General features: G+C 46.6%; 18 protein-coding genes. 3 read left to right on the top strand and 15 right to left on the bottom strand.

What is annotated here, in order from left to right:
• Positions 1-95 precede the first annotated feature (95 nt).
• Positions 96-1,421, bottom strand: a complete 1,326-nt coding sequence (locus tag AAE250_RS21185; protein WP_294602504.1) for a PhoH family protein — start codon at positions 1,419-1,421, stop codon at positions 96-98.
• 172 nt (positions 1,422-1,593) lie between these two features.
• Here AAE250_RS21185 and AAE250_RS21180 point away from each other — a divergent pair, with 172 nt between their 5' ends.
• Positions 1,594-2,847, top strand: coding sequence for a bifunctional folylpolyglutamate synthase/dihydrofolate synthase (locus AAE250_RS21180; protein WP_294602501.1), 1,254 nt, complete (start codon positions 1,594-1,596; stop codon positions 2,845-2,847).
• On the opposite strand, the gene AAE250_RS21175 is transcribed toward AAE250_RS21180, so the two are convergent.
• From AAE250_RS21175 to dnaN, 7 genes are all read right to left on the bottom strand, one after another.
• Complete coding sequence (locus tag AAE250_RS21175) at positions 2,815-3,189, bottom strand: RidA family protein (protein ID WP_294602499.1); 375 nt, start codon at positions 3,187-3,189, stop codon at positions 2,815-2,817. The two genes, AAE250_RS21180 and AAE250_RS21175, sit on opposite strands and share 33 nt — an antisense overlap.
• A 218-nt stretch (positions 3,190-3,407) precedes the next feature.
• On the bottom strand, positions 3,408-5,111 hold the full coding sequence (locus tag AAE250_RS21170) for a tetratricopeptide repeat protein (RefSeq protein WP_294602497.1): 1,704 nt from the start codon (positions 5,109-5,111) through the stop codon (positions 3,408-3,410).
• A gap of 3 nt (positions 5,112-5,114) precedes the next feature.
• Positions 5,115-5,855, bottom strand: coding sequence for a 23S rRNA (guanosine(2251)-2'-O)-methyltransferase RlmB (rlmB, locus tag AAE250_RS21165; protein WP_294602494.1), 741 nt, complete (start codon positions 5,853-5,855; stop codon positions 5,115-5,117).
• A 19-nt stretch (positions 5,856-5,874) separates the two neighbouring features.
• A complete protein-coding gene (gene recN / locus AAE250_RS21160; protein WP_294602492.1) occupies positions 5,875-7,539 on the bottom strand; it encodes a DNA repair protein RecN in 1,665 nt (554 codons plus the stop codon).
• Positions 7,540-7,547: 8 nt separating this feature from the next.
• A complete protein-coding gene (coaBC, locus tag AAE250_RS21155) occupies positions 7,548-8,774 on the bottom strand; it encodes a bifunctional phosphopantothenoylcysteine decarboxylase/phosphopantothenate--cysteine ligase CoaBC (RefSeq protein ID WP_294602489.1) in 1,227 nt (408 codons plus the stop codon).
• Between the two features lie 11 nt (positions 8,775-8,785).
• Positions 8,786-9,556 carry a 3'-5' exonuclease gene (locus AAE250_RS21150; protein ID WP_294602486.1) on the bottom strand — a complete coding sequence of 257 codons (771 nt, stop codon included), beginning with the start codon at positions 9,554-9,556 and terminating at the stop codon, positions 8,786-8,788.
• Between the two features lie 121 nt (positions 9,557-9,677).
• On the bottom strand, positions 9,678-10,802 hold the full coding sequence (gene dnaN / locus AAE250_RS21145; RefSeq protein ID WP_294602483.1) for a DNA polymerase III subunit beta: 1,125 nt from the start codon (positions 10,800-10,802) through the stop codon (positions 9,678-9,680).
• 164 nt (positions 10,803-10,966) lie between these two features.
• Between dnaN and AAE250_RS21140 the strand changes: the two genes are divergently transcribed.
• Positions 10,967-11,335 (top strand): DUF3127 domain-containing protein, encoded by a 369-nt coding sequence (locus AAE250_RS21140; protein WP_294602480.1) that lies wholly within the window; start codon positions 10,967-10,969, stop codon positions 11,333-11,335.
• Between the two features lie 84 nt (positions 11,336-11,419).
• Here AAE250_RS21140 and AAE250_RS21135 read toward each other — a convergent pair whose 3' ends face one another.
• The 5 genes from AAE250_RS21135 to AAE250_RS21115 form a co-directional block, all read right to left on the bottom strand.
• Entirely contained in the window at positions 11,420-13,051 is a 1,632-nt protein-coding gene (locus AAE250_RS21135; RefSeq protein ID WP_294602478.1) for a DUF3352 domain-containing protein, read from the bottom strand.
• 72 nt (positions 13,052-13,123) lie between these two features.
• Entirely contained in the window at positions 13,124-13,888 is a 765-nt protein-coding gene (locus AAE250_RS21130; RefSeq protein WP_294602475.1) for an MBL fold metallo-hydrolase, read from the bottom strand.
• Positions 13,889-13,901: 13 nt separating this feature from the next.
• The gene (gene murB / locus AAE250_RS21125; RefSeq protein WP_294602472.1) at positions 13,902-14,885 is read right to left on the bottom strand and encodes a UDP-N-acetylmuramate dehydrogenase; all 984 of its coding nucleotides are present in this window, start codon (positions 14,883-14,885) and stop codon (positions 13,902-13,904) included.
• A 24-nt stretch (positions 14,886-14,909) separates the two neighbouring features.
• Positions 14,910-15,758, bottom strand: a complete 849-nt coding sequence (locus AAE250_RS21120) for a DUF4348 domain-containing protein (protein WP_294602469.1) — start codon at positions 15,756-15,758, stop codon at positions 14,910-14,912.
• 19 nt (positions 15,759-15,777) lie between these two features.
• A complete protein-coding gene (locus AAE250_RS21115; protein WP_294602466.1) occupies positions 15,778-16,734 on the bottom strand; it encodes an NAD-dependent epimerase/dehydratase family protein in 957 nt (318 codons plus the stop codon).
• A gap of 156 nt (positions 16,735-16,890) precedes the next feature.
• Here AAE250_RS21115 and kbl point away from each other — a divergent pair, with 156 nt between their 5' ends.
• Entirely contained in the window at positions 16,891-18,078 is a 1,188-nt protein-coding gene (gene kbl / locus AAE250_RS21110) for a glycine C-acetyltransferase (RefSeq protein WP_294602464.1), read from the top strand.
• An 84-nt stretch (positions 18,079-18,162) separates the two neighbouring features.
• Here the strand turns inward: kbl and AAE250_RS21105 are convergent, their stop codons facing one another.
• Both AAE250_RS21105 and AAE250_RS21100 read right to left on the bottom strand, forming a co-directional pair.
• A complete protein-coding gene (locus AAE250_RS21105; RefSeq protein WP_294602463.1) occupies positions 18,163-18,645 on the bottom strand; it encodes a ferritin in 483 nt (160 codons plus the stop codon).
• Positions 18,646-19,456: 811 nt separating this feature from the next.
• Positions 19,457-19,873 (bottom strand): DUF1016 N-terminal domain-containing protein, encoded by a 417-nt coding sequence (locus AAE250_RS21100; RefSeq protein ID WP_294602460.1) that lies wholly within the window; start codon positions 19,871-19,873, stop codon positions 19,457-19,459.
• Positions 19,874-19,936: the final 63 nt, after the last annotated feature.

The raw sequence follows: 19,936 nt of genomic DNA, 5'->3' as shown, positions 1-19,936 counted from the left end.
AAAAATTATCACCCATAAAGAAGACTATCCCGCCTCTTCTTTTAACAGAAAGAGAACGGGATAGAAAGGGAGTATTCCACAATAAAGAACTTTTCTTACATCAAATTACTTGCCAGTTCGCTCAGCTGGCTGCGCTCTCCCTTCACCAGGTTTACATGGGCAAACAGGTTCTGGTCTCTCATGCGGTCAATCATATAGACAAGCCCGTTGGACTGGCTATCCAGATAGGGTTGGTCTATTTGCTGGATGTCACCGGTGAACACCATCTTTGTGCCTTCACCGGCACGGGTTATAACGGTCTTTATCTCATGGGGAGTCAAGTTCTGGGCTTCATCGATGATACAATAGGTCTCACTCAGACTGCGTCCACGGATAAAAGCCAGGGCTTCGATAACCAGCTGTTCACTTTTCTGCATATCTTCCAGGCGTTTTACTTCGGAAGAATTGGAAGCGAACTGGTGTTTGATTACGTTCAGATTATCGAACAACGGTTGCATATAAGGAGCTACTTTTTCGTTCGCATCCCCGGGGAGGAAGCCCAGGTCTTTATTAGACAAAGCCACAATGGGACGTGCCAATAGAATTTGCTTATAATCAGTGAGCTTACCAAGGGCGGCAGCCAATGCCAATAAAGTCTTACCGGTTCCTGCCTTACCGGTCAGAGCCACCAATTTGATATTGGGATCGTTCAGAACTTCGAAAGCAAAACTTTGCTCGGCATTACGCGGCTCGATGCCGTAATTCTTCATCTTGTTCACCCGGCAAACGGAATGGGTAAATGGATTATAGCGCGCAAGCACACTGCTGCGGTCGCTCTTCAGCACGAAGCATTCATTGGGATGAATGATATCCTTAAAATCGAATTCGCTGATATCCAATCCCTCTTTGGAAGAGTAAATGCGGTCTATCAAAGTAGGATCGACTCCTTCGAAGGTTTCATTCGACTTTTCGAATATATCTACATTAACCACTTTGTCGTTGATATAGTCTTCGCACAGCAAGCCGATGGAACGGGCCTTCATACGAAGATTTATATCTTTCGTAACAAGGATGGATTTCATTTTCGGTTTCTTCTCGGAAAGCCAGTCTGCCACTGCCAGAATCTGATGGTCGGGGATGCGTTCGGGGAAAGAGTCGCGCACCCGGGGAGAATCTACCGTACCGGCAATCACAAACAAGCGTCCCAGGCCTTCGCCCAGGGGGGCACCTTTGGTAAAGAGGTTGTCATCGGTAATCAAATCAAGTTCGCGGACAAACTCACGGGCATTGAAATTAATCTGCTCGTTGCCTTTCTTGAATTTATCCAGTTCTTCGAGGACTACAATGGGAAGGTAAATGTCATTTTCCTGAAAATTCTTCAGACAGTTATAATCGTGAAGGATAACGTTCGTGTCGATCACAAAATTTTTCTTAGCTCCCATACTCAGTTAGATTTAAATTGTTAATATCTTTAGATAAGACAGGCGGCACCTCAACAATAAAAATAAGCAAGCTTATTTTGTACTGCTTGCGGTTTGCACTATCTTTGTTGCTTCTAAAGATAAACAAATAAATAAGGAGAAAGGATTGCTTCCCCGTTAAATTTTATAAAAGATGGATTATCAGAACACTTTAACTTACTTATATAACAGTGTGCCCATGTTCCAGCAGATAGGCGGCTCGGCGTACAAAGAGGGGCTGGAAAACACTTTGACATTGGATGCGCACTTCGGACATCCGCACCATGCCTTCCGCAGCATACATGTAGCGGGGACGAACGGAAAAGGATCTTGCTCTCACACGATTGCCGCCATATTGCAAGAAGCGGGTTACCGGGTGGGACTTTATACCTCTCCGCATCTGGTGGATTTCCGCGAACGCATACGGGTCAACGGCCAGCCGATATCGGAAGAATACGTGATCCGTTTTGTAGAAGAGGAACGCAGTTTTTTCGAACCGCTGCAACCATCATTCTTTGAACTGACCACCGCAATGGCCTTCCGTTACTTTGCCGATGAAAAGGTAGATGTAGCTGTTATCGAAGTGGGTCTTGGCGGCCGTCTGGATTGTACCAACATCATTCACCCGGACTTGTGCATCATCACCAATATCAGCTTTGACCACACGCAGTTTCTGGGAGATACATTGGAGAAGATAGCCGGGGAGAAAGCAGGGATTATCAAAAGCGGTGTCCCCGTTGTGATTGGCGAGACGACTCCCGAAACCAAACCCGTATTCCTGAAAAAGGCACAAGAGATGGATGCTCCCATCTATTTTGCCGAAGAGAATGACCGCGAAGATTACTCCGGCGTAGAATGCGAGTTGAAAGGACTCTACCAGATAAAGAATACCCGTACCGTCCTGACTGCCCTCCCCCTTCTGAAAGAAGCCAATTACCGTCTGGACGAACAATCCATACGCAGCGGCTTTGCCCACGTCGTTGAACTGACAGGACTGATGGGACGCTGGCAGAAGTTGCAGGATGCCCCTGCCCTGATCTGCGACACCGGACATAACGTAGGTGGCATCACTTACATTGTAGAACAACTGAGGCAACAATCCTACCGCCAGCTGCACATCGTGATAGGTATGGTGAACGACAAGGACATCCGGGGTGTGCTGGCATTACTCCCCCGGGAAGCTATTTATTACTTTACAAAAGCCAGTGTGAAACGTGCATTGCCCGAAAAGGAATTGCAGGATCTCGCTTCTGCTGCAGGACTGCAAGGAACCTGCTATCCCGATGTGCCTGCCGCCGTACGTGCAGCACAAGAAAAAAGCCTCCCGGAAGATTTTATCTTCGTAGGAGGCAGTAGCTTTATTGTAGCAGATTTATTAGCGAGCCGCGATGCACTCAATCTCCACTAAGGCATCTTTGGGCAATGCTTTCACCGCAACAGCCGAACGTGCCGGAAATGAGCCGTCAAAATAGGTGGCATAAACCTTATTCATATCGGCAAACAAAGACATATCTGCCAGGAAAACAGTTGTCTTTACAATATCTGCCATGCCCCATCCCGCTTCTTCCAGGATATGCTTTATATTCTCCAAAGACTGGCGGGCTTGTGCCTCGGCACCTTCTGCCATTACTCCGGTAGCTGCATCGATAGGAAGCTGTCCTGAAACAAATATCATTCCGTTGGCTTCAATAGCCTGACTGTAAGGACCGATGGCACCCGGTGCCTTCTGGCTGCAAATTACTTTTTTCATACTTCTGTTAGTTTATTAAATTAATAATCATTAGTCATTCCATGGTGAAAAAAAACGGAGGCATGTGCAGTATTCCTGAAATTCGCGCATTTATTAGATAAATATACAAAAGTAGTAATTTCACTCATAACCTGTTTACACCTAGACTTAACATTAAACTTGGGGGAGTTTCCCCAAATAAAGGCCCTGCTTGTGAAAACAGAGCCTTTATTTTTTCTTTATTTACAATGCTTTTCAATCAGCGCATCCACATTAGGATCGCCCAGCTCTTTCGCCTTGGCAAAACTTGCACAAGCTTCCTTGTCCTTCTTCATCTGAATCTGCGCGATTCCCATCAGGCGATAGGCTTCTGCATATTTAGGATCTTTTTCCAAGGCTACCTTCAGCACTTCCATAGCCTCGTCATTGCGTCCCACACGGATGTTTATCACCGCTAATTCCGAACGATACGTCAGATCATCCGGGTTCAGTTCGATAGCCTTGGCCATGTCGTCAAGCGCACGTTGGTATTGCTTGGCCTTCAAGGCAGCCTGTTCGCGATAATAGTAGAACAGATCGTTTACATTTCCGTTCACAGCTTTATAGTATGCATCGTAATCCAACATGGCATTACGTGCCTGGTCGGCATTCATACGTGCCTGGGCACGCTCCAACAGGTAAGGAGCGGCTTCTTCCGTATACGGCTGGGTGAAACGAACCATGCAGCTATCCATCAAAGCCAACACCTCTTCGGCGGGCGCCTGCATCAGCTCTTTGGTTTTGGCAGCGCTAAAGAAGGTAGCCGGAGATACCAGATTTGTTTTGTTTACCTTGTCGTAACAAGTATATGCTGCCGGATAATCTTGCTTCGCAAACAAGATGTCACCTTCCATCTGAACATATACGGGAAGCTCTTCAATAGCCAGCGCTTTCTTTATTTCTTCCAGAGCTTTGTCATACGACCAATCCTTATATGCTTTCTCCGGTTTGCTCAATACGTAGTTGTAAATCATCTTGGCACGATTGAAATAAGCATCATCTTTCTTCACCGCAACTTCCAGCGCCTTATCCATATCTGCAGTAACCTTATCCATGGAAGCATCTTCCTGAGACAGGTATAATTGCTGGGAAGCACGACGGAGATAACCGTCGGCACTATTGGGATATTGGGCTATATAGTCGTTCAGAAGTTCCATGTACTTCTCCGGGGTAAGCTGTGCAGAAGCCATGTACAAGAATACCAAAGCCTGTTCCTCCGTATCGGGCAATGCCTTTTTAATGCCGATGCCTTTCAGTGACATATCACCGTACGACAGCGCCGATACATTCTGCGCCATGGCAAAATTTGCATCAATGGCATAGCAGATGGTAGCAGTATCCTGACCGGATGATTTCTGAGCCAGACCAAAGACCTGACCGTCCACGGTCATCACCGGGCAACTCACCATCTTGTCCTTCAGACGCATGTCGAGGGTATAGTAAAAGTATTGTCCTGCCACCTTATCCTCCTCTTTTACCTTTCCGGCTGTATAGGAACGGTCTTTCTGGGTAGAATACGGCAACAGATAAACATCGGCACCCACCGCCGGAGCAGTAGCCGCCAGCGTCAGTGCAGGAACTTTCTTCCCGCCAATGCTGACACGGAACTTAACAACATCGTACATATCATTAGCTCCCATAATTGTTTCCACCGGCATCTGCGCACCTTCAGAACTTATGACGACCGCACGCTGGGCGCCTTTAAACAACGTATAATCGGACAGTGCAACACCATCTTCCGTTACAAAGAAACCGTTCCCGGTATTCAATATCTTATCGTTCTGGTCGTAAGTTACCACCGAAAAGACAGATCGCTTGGCTTTATCTACCCATTTGGGGGCTTGCGCCACACTCCACTGAGCCAATAAACAGAGGGTGAGCATCAACAGCAATTTCTTTTTCATATCTTAGTTGTTTCTTTGTTTCACTGCTTCATAAATCAAAATACCGGCAGCCACAGATACGTTGAGGGACTCAATCGTTCCCAACATCGGTATCTTCACCCACTCGTCGCACAACGCCAGATTATCATAAGAGACACCTTTGTCTTCGGCACCCATGATGATGCACATCGGACCGGTATAGTCTGCTTTATCGTAATCGTAGTCTCCCTTTTCGGTAGCCGCTACAATGCGGAACCCGCTGTTCTTGAGGTACTGCAGGGTTTCCTTCAGACTATGTTCGCGGCAAACGGGCAAGGTATGCAACGCTCCCGCAGAAGTTTTCATAGCATCCGCATTGACCGTCACACTGTTCTTGGCAGGGATAATCACTGCATCTACTGCCGCACACTCACAGGTACGGGCAATGGCTCCGAAGTTGCGGACATCCGTAATTCCGTCGAGCATCACAAACAAAGGATTCTTGCCTTGCTCGAAAAGAAACGGCACCAGGTCTTCGGTCTTCTGATAAGTGACCGATGAAATAAAGGCAACCACTCCCTGGTGATTCTTGCGCGTAATGCGGTTGATACGTTCTACCGGAACGCGCTGCACCGGTATCAACGTCCCCTTCAAGACAGCGAACAACTCTTTGGACAAGTCACTCTGAATATCCTTCTTCACCAATATCTTATCGATATCTTTTCCTGCCTGAATGGCTTCTATCACGGCACGAACGCCGAAAATCATTTCACTATTATCAACCATCTGATTATTTATGATTTAACTATTTACTATTTCCGAGCAAAACCTTGGCATTGTTCAGCGCCGCTTCGGTCAAAGTAGCTCCACTCAGCATGTGTGCGATCTCCTCTACCCTCTCCCCGTCGGTCAGGCGGCGGATATGACTGTTTGTTTCGGTTTCGTTATCTTGTTTATATACTTTGTAATGGGCACATCCGCGGGCAGCAATCTGAGGCAAATGGGTGATGCTGATAACCTGGCGGTCTTGTTCTCCCATTTCCTGCATGATATCTGCCATGCGGTCGGCTATCTCGCCGGACACACCGGTATCTATTTCATCGAACACAATGGTGGGGAGCTTGACGGCACCTGCTATCATGGCCTTGATAGACAGCATGACACGGGCTATTTCGCCTCCCGAAGCCACCGAAGAAATGCTCTGCAATGCTCCGTTCTTATTGGCCGAGAACAAGAAGTTGACGGTATCCGCTCCATGTATGCCCGGCTCCTTGCGGATGCCGATCTCTACCTGGAAACGAACATTGGGCATGCCCAACGGAATCAGCCGTGCCGCCATCTGTTTCTCTACTTCGCGGGCAGCAGCTGTACGGGCTTTAGTAAGAACAGCAGCCTGCTTTTTCACCTTATTATATAAGGTATCGCAACGCGCCTTCAGTTCCTCTATATTTTCTTCCGATGAAGTAATGGCCGAAAGTTTGGCGGCATATTCATCCGTCAGTGCCAGAAGCTCGTCTATCGTAGATACCCGGTGCTTTTGCTGGAGCGTATAAATGAGATTCAGACGCTCGTTCACTTCCTCCAAGCGTTCAGGGTTAAACTCTACTTCTTCTTCCTTGTCGGAAATCTCCTGCGAGATATCTTTCAATTCTATATAGGTACTTTCCAAACGCTCGGCAAACTCTCCGGCAGCCGGATAGACATTCTGCAATCCGAGCATCGTATTCAGACACTCCTTCAGTCCGGAAGTCAATCCTCCTTCATCCGAATAGAGTATCTGGCCTGCACGGAACAGCCCGGCCTTGATCTCCTCGGCATGGCTCAGCATCTCTGCTTCCTGCTCCAGTTCTTCCTGCTCACCGGCACTTAGACGGGCTTCTTCCAACTGCTCCAACTGGAAACGGATATAGTCTTCGTCCGTCTTATCTTGCCGGGCACGAGCCATAAGATCCTCCAGGTCCTGCTGCGCCTGCTTCCATTCACGATATACGGTTTGATAGGCAGACAGAGCATCCTCGTTATGCGACAGAATATCCAGCACATTGAGTTGGAAGCCTTCCTTGTTCAGCAACAGATTCTGATGTTGGGAATGCACGTCAATCAGTTGTTCACCCAATTCCTTCATCTGCACCAGTGAGGCCGGCGTATCATTGATAAACGCCCGGCTTTTGCCCGAAGCAGACACTTCGCGGCGGAGGATACATTCTTCCTCATACTCCAACTCATTTTCCTCAAAGAAAGGCTGCATGCCATAGGCAGAGATATCGAAACGGGCCTCAATGACACATTTCGAAGCCCCGATGCGAATGGCTTTCACATCGGCACGCTGCCCCAGTAACAAACCGATGGCTCCCAGAATAATGGACTTCCCGGCACCCGTTTCACCGGTTATCACGGAGAAGCCGCTACCGAAACTTATATCAAGTTTTTCGATAAGCGCATAGTTTTGTATGTAAAGTGAACGCAACATAATGTATCTTAGTGTTTCAATACTTTCACCAGTTTATCTACAATATCCGCAGCGACTTCGGCTTTCGATTTCAACGGATAGTCGGTCTTTCCTTCGCGGTCGATAATACTGATTTTGTTTGTATCGTAACGGAAACCGGCTCCCTTGTCATTCAGAGAATTCAGCACAATGAAGTCCAGATTCTTCCGGTTGAGTTTATCCTCGGCATTCAGTTGCTCATTGTTCGTTTCAAGGGCAAAGCCTACGAGCACTCTTTTCCGGGCATCGATCTTATCCTTCAGCTCTCCCAGGAAAGCAGCTATATCTTGTGTCGGTTTCAGTCTCAACGTCATGTCTCCGGTCTTTTCCCGTTTTATTTTCTCGTCAGCCACTTGTTCGGGAGTATAATCAGCCACTGCTGCGGACAAAATCGCGGCATCGACATTTCCAAAACAAGCATAAGCAGCATCGAACATCTCTTTCGCCGATTCCACCTTATGGTATTGGCACATCGGGAAGTGAGTAGTCTGCTGAACCGGTCCTGCGATCAATATCACTTTAGCTCCCCGGCTGGCACACTCGTCGGCAAGCGCAAATCCCATCTTGCCGGAAGAATAGTTACCGATAAACCGCACGGGATCGATCTTCTCGTAAGTGGGTCCCGTCGTTATCATCACTGTTTTTCCTACCAGGTCTCCCTCTTTGGAAGCAAAGTACATCTCCAGATGACGGATGATATTTTCAGGTTCCTCCATACGCCCCTTCCCTACCAGGTGGCTGGCAAGCTCTCCCGTGGCAGGTTCTATGATATGGTTGCCATAAGAACGGAGCGTGTCGAGATTCTTTTGCGTGGAAGGATGGGCATACATATCCAGGTCCATGGCAGGTGCCACAAACACGGGTGCTTTGGCCGAAAGATAAGTAGTAATCAACATATTGTCCGCAACTCCGTTTGCCATCTTGCCGATGGTGGAAGCTGTTGCCGGAGCTATCAGCATGGCATCCGCCCACAAGCCCAGATCTACATGGCTGTTCCACGTACCGTCACGTTGGGCAAAGAATTCACTGATGACCGGTTTGCTGGTCAAAGCAGACAGAGTGATAGGAGTAATGAACTCCTTACCGGCAGGAGTAATGACCACCTGCACCTCTGCTCCGCGCTTTATCAGCCCGCGGATGATGTAACATGCTTTATACGCGGCAATACTTCCCGTAATGCCCAATACTATTTTTTTCCCTTTCAGTGTATTTGCCATAACTTCGAAAGTTATTTCTGAGTCATTTCACGCAAACGTATTTTGGTCAGCATGGCCTTGGTGTTCAGCGTAAAGTCGCTGTTCAGTATCCAGCTGTAATAACCCGGATCACGCTTCAAGACCTCCGATACCGACATACCTTTGTACTTACCGAAATTAAATATCTCCACGCCTTTGTCATCATAGACCATGCGGCCTGCAAAGTCTACATTCTTGTTATAGCTGGAATAATCGGAAAGGAAAGCAACATCGTTCTGCAACTCCGGATAACGGTCCAGTTGAGACATCAGCACCTCGTAAGTGGCACGGGTATCGGCTTCTGCCGTATGGGCATCTTCCAGGTTCCTGCCGCAATAGAACTTATAGGCGGCAGACAGAGTACGCTGTTCCATCTTGTGATAGATAACCTGCACATCCACAAACTTGCGGCGGCTCATGTCGATATCCACCCCGGCACGTAGAAACTCTTCTGCCAGAACGGGGATATCAAAACGATTGGAATTGAAACCGGCCAGGTCGCATCCTTCGATGTCGTTGGCTATGTTGCGGGCTACCTCTTTGAAAGTCGGGCAATCGGCCACGTCTTCATCATAAATGCCATGAACAGCCGATGACTCGGCAGGAATATGCATTTCGGGGTTGATGCGCATGGTCTTGGCCTCTTCGTTCCCGTTAGGATATACTTTGAGATAACAGATTTCGACAATTCGGTCTGAGTTGATATTGGTACCCGTAGTCTCCAAATCGAAAAAAACAAGCGGGTTTTTCAGATTTAATTTCATTGTATTCTTATTATTTAGGCAACAAGGAAACGAGTTGACAAGTCTACAAAAGGGATTGTTTTTGCCTTCTCATTCCCTCGTCAACTTGTCAACTCGTCAACTTGTCTACTGTATTTCAAATTTAGTCATTCAGCATCATCGGCATCAGCAACATCAGCAAATCTTCATTTTCTTCCTGCTCTACCGGAATGATGACACCTGCACGTGACGGATCTGCCAATTCGATGATTATCTCTTCCGCAGAAATGTTGTTCAGGATATCAATCAGGAAAGTAGATTTGAAACCGATGCTCATCGGATTGCCCGCATATTGGCAAACCAGCGTTTCTTCTGCCGAAGTGGAGAAGTCGATGTCCTGTGCAGAAATCACAATCAGATTCTCCTGCATGCGCAGTTTGATAAGGCTGCTTGCCTGTGAAGAGAAGATAGACACACGGCGCAGCGCCCCTACCAGTTGCTGGCGGTCTACCGTCACCTTATACGGATTGTTCTGCGGGATTACAGAGTTATAGTTAGGATAGCGTCCTTCGATCAGACGGCACACCATGCGATAACTTTCCAAAGTGAACACAGCATTGCGTTCGTCAAATTCGATGGTTACCGTACCTTGTTCCTTCGGCAGCAGGTTCTTCATCAAAGAAGCAGGTTTTTTGGGAAGGATAAAGGCGGCACGTTCGTTGCCTTTGGCAGCCAGCGTCTTGCAACGTACCAGCTTATGACCGTCCGATGCAACCATGGTGATATCTTCTGTCGTGATATCAAAATAGATACCGTTCATCACCGGGCGGAGCTCGTCATCGGCGGTAGCAAACACGGCGCGGTTGATACCGCCCAGCAATATTTGTGCTTCCATTTCCACACGTACGGCATTGTCACCCAGCATGGCCGACTGCGGAAACTCGTCTGCATTCTGCCCCATCAGGCTGTATTTACCGTTTTGATACTGTACTGTAATTTCAAGAGAATCGGTATTGATCTCAAAGTTCAGCGGTTGCTCCGGAATTTCCTTTAAAGCGTCCAGCAGAGTCTTGGCAGTAACGGCAAAACGTCCGTCGGAATCACTTTCGTTTACTTCGACCGTAGTAACCATCGTTGTTTCACTGTCGGAAACTGTTACAGACAAGGTTCCGTCTTGCAGTTCAAAAAGGAAACAATCCAAAATAGGCAGTGCATTCTTCGAATTAATCACGCGGCTGATAGCCTGCAAACGGCTGGAGAGCGCAGTACTTGAAACGATAAATTTCATATCTTCTGTATATTTAAGTTTTTTATTTTGCTATCTTTTAAACTAACGGACAAAGTTAAAAAAAGAATTCCCTACGACAAAGAAATAGTAAGAAAAAACAGCCTATTATTCGTCTCATATTCCTAAAAAATTGTAACTTCGCCGCATCATTTAAAAAGAGAACAATGGAATTTACAGGAAAAATCATCGCTATACTCCAGCCCAGAGGCGGAGTTTCAAAGTCAGGCAATGAGTGGAAATCACAGGAATACGTGATTGAAGATCACGGTCAATATCCCCGCAAAATGTGCTTCGACGTATTCGGCGCAGACAAAATTGAGCAATTCAACATTCAGATGGGTGAAGAGCTGACAGTATCTTTCGACGTAGACGCACGTCAATGGCAAGACCGCTGGTTCAACAGTATCCGTGCATGGAAAGTAGAACGCGTAAGCAACGCTGCACCCGCACCGGGCGCTCCCGTTCCTCCACCGGCACCCAGTGCCGCACCGGAATTCCTTGCAGGGGATGCCAAAGACGATCTGCCGTTCTAAAAGCCCCAAAGGAACATGATAAAAGCTGTATCGGAATGAATTTGAATTGTCATTCCAATACAGCTTTTATTATATGAGACCTATTTATCCCCTATACAGCAACACAACATTAGGATAAACCACCCCTTCCAGGCACGTGAACTGTATAGCGATCATGAAATGGCGGAAGAATTTGGCCTGACGGAAGAAGAAGTTCGGTATCAGGCGGACATAAGCCTCCGGCTGATGCAACATTTCTTCCATATCTACCATCATAATAAAATTATAACTCGGAGAGAGGCTGCCGATTCCTTCTTCATATATCGGAGTACCTTCCAGCACCTCGCCATTTTCTATCGCATCTATATATGCAGAAAGGCTGACAGCATCCGGAGCCAATAGCAGATTCCCCCGATAGAAACAAGCAAAAGTATAGAGCGCAGACTCCGTGATGCCCGTCATCTGAGTGAGCAACGTATTGCGGGGCAGCACATACTGTTTGAACCTCCTGGCTTTAGGATATCGGGCATAATCGGGAGAAATCTCGGGTATAGGCGGCGCACCCTCCTCCCGGGGCGTGGTATATAACAAAGATTGCAAACGCCGTTCGGCTGCCGGCATGTTCTTTATAGGAACACACATCACCGCACAGGGAAGTTTGTTCAAAGTATCGCCCGACTGAAAAAGACAAGACAAGACACTTTCACCGGCATAATCGTTCAAGAAAGAGATCCACTCTTCATCCCGTTTCTTTATATAATCCGAATAGGCAGTCTTGGCGTACTCCTGTCGGGCTGTAAAACCGAGTACAGCCTCCCTGTCCGAAAGTGCCCAACGATCGTAGAAGAATGTAGATGCAGGAAGATAAGCTCCCAGAAAACCTTCCACAGGCTTCTGCCCACGCAAGGCATTGATAAAAGTTTGCGTAGAATCGTTATCGTGACTGATGCCGGAACAATAAATAGCATCTTCATTGAACTTCATATCAAATTCCGCCCAACTGCCCACTCTGGTCTGCGGATGAATACCATCCGTAGGTTTACCCATATCCACCGCCTTCATACGTACATAAACCGTAGCCGCCACATTGCTATGCTTGCCCGCATGCATGGCGCAAAAAGAAGGCTGGTGCATCAGCGACTTCTTGTCACGGCGCGCATCAATCACATGTTCTATCAAGCGCTTCTGAAAGCTGACAGCCAGGAAGTCCGAAGTCAGGTAGGCAGCCAGAAAACGACCGTCCGACATCGGGTAGATGCGAATCTCTTCTCCATGATAATCAAAGAATCTGGAAGGGAAAGTACTGGAACAATACTTCTGCACAAAAGACTCTACCAACTCATAATCGCCCGAACCGAGCGTGCAATACAACACCTGGTTCAACGGCGTATCGGGCTCATGAAAACTGATCAGCATTTTGTTCATCTGCCTGCTCAATCCGTGTGGGGTATCCTCCATCAAGGTATAGAGATGCTTCTTCAGGTAAACAAAAAGTTCGGAAACATATAAGAAGTGATTGTCTTTGCTGCAATTCAGTTCGTTGATGTCCCCTACTAAATCCGCCATGCGATCGGTTTCGAGTACGGCAATGGCATCTTGAGGCACCAGCGTATAAAGGTTAAATTCCCGTCGGTCTTCCACCGAGTTCAAGCGTAGAAACGAATACACACCAAACCCCGTACATAGCAACACTACGGACACAACGACAGCTGTCTGTATGAGAAGTCGGAGTTTCATGGCATTCAATCATCTACTTTTTGCAAAAATAAGTATTTCTACTAATAAAACAAAACAAATGTTTCAAAAAGTTTAGAAATCTATTTCAAGTCCATCATAAGCAAAATGCACATGGGGCGGCAGTTGTTTTATAAGCTCGGCATGCAGCCCTGCATGATGGCTCATGTGGATAAAATAAGTTTCTTTAGCACCAATGCGTCCGGCTGCCTCCAATGCCTCGGAAATACTCTGGTGCGTAGGGTGCGGTTCCGGACGCAAGGCGTTCATTACCAGAACGTCCAACCCCTTCAATTGTTCATAAGATTCCTCCGGCATCGTATGCATGTCCGTGATATATCCCAAACGTTTACCGATGCGATAACCCAGAATGGGCAATCGGCCGTGCATCACCTGGACAGGCAGCACCTCCGTGCTACAAATTTGGAACGGCTTGCCGGCCTCCACCTCTTGCAAGTAAATGCGGGGAACACCCGGATAGGCTTTATCGACAAAACAGTAAGGCATCCGTACCCGCAGATGATTGGCCGTGTAAGCATCCGAATAAATAGGAATATCGCCGAAACGGCCGAACGGACGCAAATCATCCAGTCCACCCGCATGGTCGTAATGCTCGTGAGTAATCAGCACACCGTCTATCTTCTCAAAAGAAGCGGTACGCAGCATCTGTTCCCTGAAATCAGGCCCACAATCTATCAGTATTACCGCATCCTCCGTATGCAGCAGGGCGGATGCACGCAAGCGGTTATCCCGCGGGTCGGCAGAAGTACAAACCGGACAAGTGCAACCTATTTCCGGCACACCGGTAGAGGTTCCACTTCCTAATATTCTTAATCTCATAATATCTAATTACCTATATAAAATTCACTTCCGGAGAAATGTCAATACCAAATTTACTACGGACAGAAGCCCGCACGGCATCAGACAACGCCACGATATCAGCTCCCGTCGCACCTCCCAGATTAACAAGCACCAATGCCTGCTTGTCGTGCACGGCGGCAGGTCCCAGCGATTTGCCTTTCCAGCCACACTGCTCTATCATCCAGCCGGCAGGTATCTTTACGCGGTCGGTTCCCATGTCATAATGCGGCATGCCCGGATACTCACGTTGCAAAGCCTCGAACTGCGCACGCGGCACAATGGGATTCATAAAGAAACTCCCTGCATTACCCAGCACTTTCGGATCGGGCAGTTTGCTCTCACGGATCTCAATAATCACGCGGCGCAACGTTTTCAGGTCGGTAACCGGATGCTTTGCCATCTCCTGCCGGATGGTTCCGTAATCCAACGTATAATGTTCCTCCTTGCTCAGGCAGAAATTTACATAAGTTACAAATACCGATTTCATGTCAGGTTGTTTAAAGATGCTCCTGCGATAAGCGTATCCACATTCATCCTTCCGATAAACATGCTTCTCTCCGCGAATGTTCAGGGTCTCGACAGAGGTTATCAAATCTTTTACCTCCACACCATAAGCTCCGATGTTCTGCACCGCACTCGCTCCTACCTCACCGGGTATCAGCGAAAGGTTCTCGACGCCATACCAGCCCTGCTCCACGCAGTATGCCACAAAATCATCCCACACCACGCCGGCACCCACACGTACCGACACCTTTTCTTCATCCTCTTCCGTCACTTCCACACCACCGATGCATGAGTGCAGCACCGTGCCCTCATAGTCCTTGATAAATAGCAGATTGCTGCCGCCACCGATGTGCAGATAGGGCACGATAATGCTTCCTGCTGCAATCAGCTCCCGGAGTTCTTCTTCCGAACCGTATTCCAGGTAGTTTGCAGCAGCAACATCAATGCCGAATGTATTAGGTATTTTCATCATTAATCGTTCATCATCAATCACCGGTCAGATACTTGTATCCTCGTATTTGTACAACTCCCATTGCCCGTTCCGCTTCCGGAAGTAGTAGATATTGGAATAACCATTACCAATGCCGTTCACCTTCAGAATCTTGGTATTCGACTGGTCCTCATTCTTCTGTCCGTAGTTGATATTGGACAACTTATCAGTGGGCATCGTCGGACGGAATGCATACCATTGATTCTTGTCAAGAGTGGTTTCCAGAATGGAGAAGTCATCATCCGGATCTATGGTGATGAACTGCATCGGATTGTATATATGCCGGTTCTGATACAAGCTATCGGTCACAAAACGCGTATAGAACCCTACAAAGTCCTCATTCTCGTCGGTTTCTATCTTACGAAGGTTGATGGCTTCGAGCATCCACATCCCGTTTTTCCGTTCAAAGTAATACTTCTTTGCCATGTGGGTCTTCAGGTAAATCCACTCTACCTGCACAGATTTCAGTGTGGTGTCTCCCACCACTTCCATATCCTCTTCATCGTCGAAGAGCAGGGTGTAATAGTTTTGTTGGGTGAACAGATAATCGTGCTTCCAGTACTTCTCTTCGATTTTCACAACAGTATCCCCCTTATAATAGGGCAAAGGGAACAATGTCCGCTGCCTCTGCAAAGCATCATCCGAAGCATAGTTGAAAATAAAATCATCAAACAGCTCGTCTGCTTCCATCGGTTTCGGTTCTTCCTTAACTTCTGCCTGTTGCAGTGTATCGGTTTTATGATGGACCGAGTCCACCATTTCTGTAATGGTAGCAAAGGGATCTATTTTCGTCTTCTTATTTCCACATGACATTAAGAAGACGAAAATGATAGATCCCAATAATAGTTTTTTCATCTTTTACGGACCGCTACGGTCACTTATTTAATTTTGCTCTTAATTTCTCAAGCATGTCCACGGTCATGGATTCCAAGTCGTATTGCGGTTTCCAATCCCATTCTTCACGTGCGCAAGAGTCATCCAGCGAATCGGGCCAGCTGTCGGCAATGGCTTGCTTCAAAGGATCAACTTCGTACGTCATTTCAAAATCGGGTACATGCTTCTTTATTTCCCTATAAATCTCTTCCGGGTCAAAGCTCATGGAGGCGATGTTGAATGCATTCCGGTGCTTCAGTCTTGCCGGAGCAGCTTCCATCAATGAAATGGCAGCGTTCAATGCATCGGGCATGTACATCATATCCATATAAGTTCCCTGCTTCAAGGGACATACAAACTTGTCACCTCTTACGGCTGCGTAGAAAATATCTACTGCATAGTCCGTAGTACCCCCACCCGGAGGGGTCACATTGGAGATGATTCCCGGGAAACGTACCGCACGGGTATCTACTCCATATTTCGTGAAATAATAATCACTTAACAGTTCAGTCGTCACTTTTGTTACGCCATACATTGTACGCGGACGCTGAATGGTATCTTGCGGCGTCTGCACATGGGGCGTATTCTCACCGAACGAACCGATGGAACTTGGAGTAAATACCGCACAACCGTACTCACGCGCCACCTCCAGCACATTCCACAATCCGTCGATACCGATTTTCCAAGCCATGGCCGGACGACTTTCGGCTACTACCGACAGCAAAGCTGCCAGATTATAAATGGTATCAATCTTGAATTGACGTGCCACTACTTCGATGGACTGACGGTCGGTTACGTCGGCAATGGCCGAAGGACCTGATGCTTTCAGTTCCCCTTTAGGCATAGCACTCGGAATGTATCCTGCCACAACATGGTCATCACCATAACGTTTACGCAACTCCAATGTAAGTTCCGAACCTATCTGTCCGGTAGCTCCAATTACCAAAATATTTTTCATAAGACTTATTTATAAAGGTTATATTACTATACAAGGCGCAAATATACATACTTTTTTTTCATTTTTCTATCATTCTGCTATTGTTTATTTCAATAAAAATAGTGTCCTTTGCAGAGCATGTTCTTAACATGCATCACCATTAAATATTAAATCGCTATGTACGGTAAAATGAAAGACCATCTCAGCAAGACACTTGCTGAAATTAAAGAAGCCGGACTCTACAAAGAGGAACGCCTGATTGAAAGTGCACAACAAGCTGCCATCACTGTGAAAGGCAAGGAAGTATTGAACTTCTGCGCCAACAATTACCTGGGACTATCCAACCATCCCCGACTGATTGCTGCTGCCCAAAAGATTATGGAACGCCGTGGTTACGGCATGTCGTCCGTCCGTTTCATCTGCGGAACGCAAGACATCCACAAAGAACTGGAAGCAGCCATCTCCGATTACTTCCAGACGGAAGACACCATTCTTTATGCCGCCTGCTTCGACGCCAATGGCGGTGTATTCGAACCTCTTTTCACCGAAGAAGACGCTATCATCTCCGACTCTCTGAACCATGCCTCCATCATCGACGGCGTACGTCTCTGCAAAGCCAAGCGCTACCGCTACGCCAATGCCGACATGGCCGATCTGGAAAGATGCCTGCAAGAAGCCCAGGCGCAACGCTTCCGCATCGTCGTTACGGACGGCGTATTCTCTATGGACGGAAATGTGGCTCCTATGGATAAGATCTGCGACCTTGCCGAGAAATACGATGCACTGGTAATGGTGGACGAATCACACTCTGCCGGCGTGGTAGGTCCTACGGGACATGGCGTAAGCGAGCAATACAATACTTATGGCCGCGTAGACATCTATACCGGTACCTTGGGCAAAGCCTTCGGCGGCGCTCTGGGTGGCTTCACTACGGGACGCAAAGAAATCATTGATCTGCTGCGCCAACGTAGCCGTCCGTACTTGTTCTCCAATTCATTGGCTCCGGGCATCATCGGTGCCAGTCTCGAAGTGTTCAAGATGCTGAAGGAAAGCAATGCACTGCACGACAAGCTGGTGGAAAACGTAAACTACTTCCGCGACAAGATGACCGCTGCCGGTTTCGACATCAAGCCCACGCAAAGCGCCATCTGCGCCGTGATGCTATACGATGCCAAGCTGTCACAGATTTATGCGGCACGCATGCAGGAAGAAGGCATCTACGTGACCGGATTCTATTATCCCGTTGTTCCCAAAGACCAGGCACGCATCCGCGTACAGATCTCTGCCGGACACGAGAAGGAACATCTTGACAAGTGTATCGCCGCCTTTATCAAAGTAGGGAAAGAATTGGGCGTACTGAAATAAAATTGCAGTAATCACATAAGAAAGGGTATCTACCATTTTACAGGCAGATACCCTTTTTCTATTTCACATTAAGCTTAGGTTATCTTATTTACGTTCTCCCAGTTTTGCATCTACAAAGAAGATTCCGGTAGCACCGGCTTTCTTTATCATATCTACAATACCGGCGGCAGTAGCTTCTTCTTCTACCTGCTCACGAACAAACCCCCACAAGAAATCTTGGGTAGCTTTATCTTTTTCAGCAGCAGCCACGTCTACCAATGCGTCAACCATCTTTGATACGCGACATTCGTGTTCATAAACCTGTTCGAATACTTCCAGCGGAGTACCGAAGTCATTGGGCACAACGTCAATCTTATCCAATTTAGCTTTACCACCACGTTTGATGATATAAGAAGCCATTTCACAAGCATGGCCTTTTTCTTCTGAAGATTGCTTTCTCAACCAGGAAGCCATACCACAATAACCTTCTTTCTCCATAAAGAAAGACATTGCTAAATAAAGGTTAGATGACCACATCTCAGCCGTAATCTGCTCATTAATTGCATGTTGTAATTTTTCTGTTATCATAATTGTATCTATTAATTAGTTTGAAACCATTACAAAAGTAACAAGAATGCACTGAGGTTGTTCACAGAATAACATTTTTTATATAAAATTCCTGCTCTACTCATCACGAGCAAAGCAGGAAAACGACAAAATCACGTAGGTCCTTCTCAGACCTATCATGTATTATAAAAAATGTGTAAGCAAAAAAAAGTCCAAATAACGAGAACGAAAAAGCCCCCGACTTGTTAGTAAAGATACCACTCATGTACTAACATAAATGCGATATGCCGCACAGCCGAGGGCTTAATGCCTCTCGTTGCGGTATATCGCATTTGTTATACATGAGTGGTGCTGCAAAAGTATAAAAATTTAATGGATATTGTAACAGGGAATATTTTATTTTTTTTATTTATCAGAAAACAGCTATGTTTCGCTAAACATTTTTTAGGACCATATTCCGGCCACCCAAACGGACACCTTTTCTCACTCACAATCAACACATTGCATAAGAAAGCGGACACCTAAACGGCCACAAAACGGACACAACATAAATAAATAAGAAGATAAGATATACTATCGTATATCTACGCGGATTCTCATTTTTTAAGAGGAGGAAGATTAGCAAGTACAATGCGTATGCCTCAAATAGATGATGTATCCGGTACAAACAGATGATGCATTCGACGCAAACAGATGATGTATTCAGTGTAAACAGATGATGTATTATTGGGATATGAACAGGAAATACTTACGCAAACATGTCGGGATTCCCCCCGTGTTCGGGGGGAAAATAAACTTCAGCCTGCCTTATGTATATACAGCAGATCCTCAATCAGCAGATTGAGTTCGGACTCGCTGATACAACCCTCGTGGTAGTGGAAATTTCAATTTGGTGTCCCCATGGTATAGAGAATATATTTTCTTGTAATTCGTCAACAAGTTGTTGACGAATTACATCGCTTTGATTATAAAACAGATACATCCGCCTCATATACTTCAGATTGGTAACAGAAAAGCCTTCCATATCAGGAAAAGCTTCTTTAAGATCGCGGCTCAATTCATTAAAGAAGCCTTTTCCCCACTTGCTTTCCGATTGCTTTTCTACAATATCCCGCCCTAAATCCCAGTACATACGAATCAACTCCGTATTTACTTTCACTGCGGCCTTTATCTGCGATTGACGAATACGGTGTTTTAACTCCGTCAACCATGCTTTATAATCATTATCCGTCTTAATCAATTTACTCATTAAATACTACTGTGCTATTTTCAAACAAAGGTAACAAGAATATTTAAGAATTCCCCCATACGG

The sequence above is a fragment of the Bacteroides sp. GD17 genome (assembly GCF_038448625.1).
GTDB lineage: Bacteria > Bacteroidota > Bacteroidia > Bacteroidales > Bacteroidaceae > Bacteroides.
Note: the sequence above shows the minus strand (reverse complement) of the source record. Positions and strands in the feature narration are given on the sequence as shown.